Source organism: Streptomyces alkaliphilus, from assembly GCF_014141535.1.
Classification (GTDB): domain Bacteria; phylum Actinomycetota; class Actinomycetes; order Streptomycetales; family Streptomycetaceae; genus Streptomyces; species Streptomyces alkaliphilus.
In genome coordinates this window covers 1-393 of record NZ_VKHT01001775.1, presented here as the reverse complement: position 1 = coordinate 393, position 393 = coordinate 1, and the positions used below count along the sequence as shown (strand labels likewise).

General features: G+C 76.8%; 1 pseudogene. It reads right to left on the bottom strand.

The features are described 5' to 3' along the window. Window positions 1-393: pseudogene (locus FNQ90_RS26710) on the bottom strand (hypothetical protein); the annotation flags it as partial.

The window sequence follows — 393 nt, the reverse complement described above, 5'->3', positions numbered from 1 at the left end:
GGCCGGAGGGCTCCCCCGGTCGTGTCCGGCGGCGCGACGGGGAGTGCGACCGGCACGGTTCGGGGGGTCCCGACGTGGCCGGAGGCGGCGAGCCGGCGCACGTCGAGGAGTGTGTGGAAGGCCAGCCGTCCCAGTTCCCGGGCGATGTCGGCCGGGGTTCGGACGCCGTCGGCGAGGTCGAGGACGGCCCGACGGCGGGGGGTGACGGCGGCGGCGGAGCCGGCGGGTAGCTCGTCCATCGCGATGGGGACGACCGGGGCTGCGTCAATCCCCGGGCACGGCCACACCTCGTGCAGCAGGCGACGGCGCCGGCGGGTCTCCCGGGCGACGGTCTCGATACCGATGGGGCGCACGGTGCGGGAGGGGTCGCAGACGGTGAGGCCGGGGTGGAAA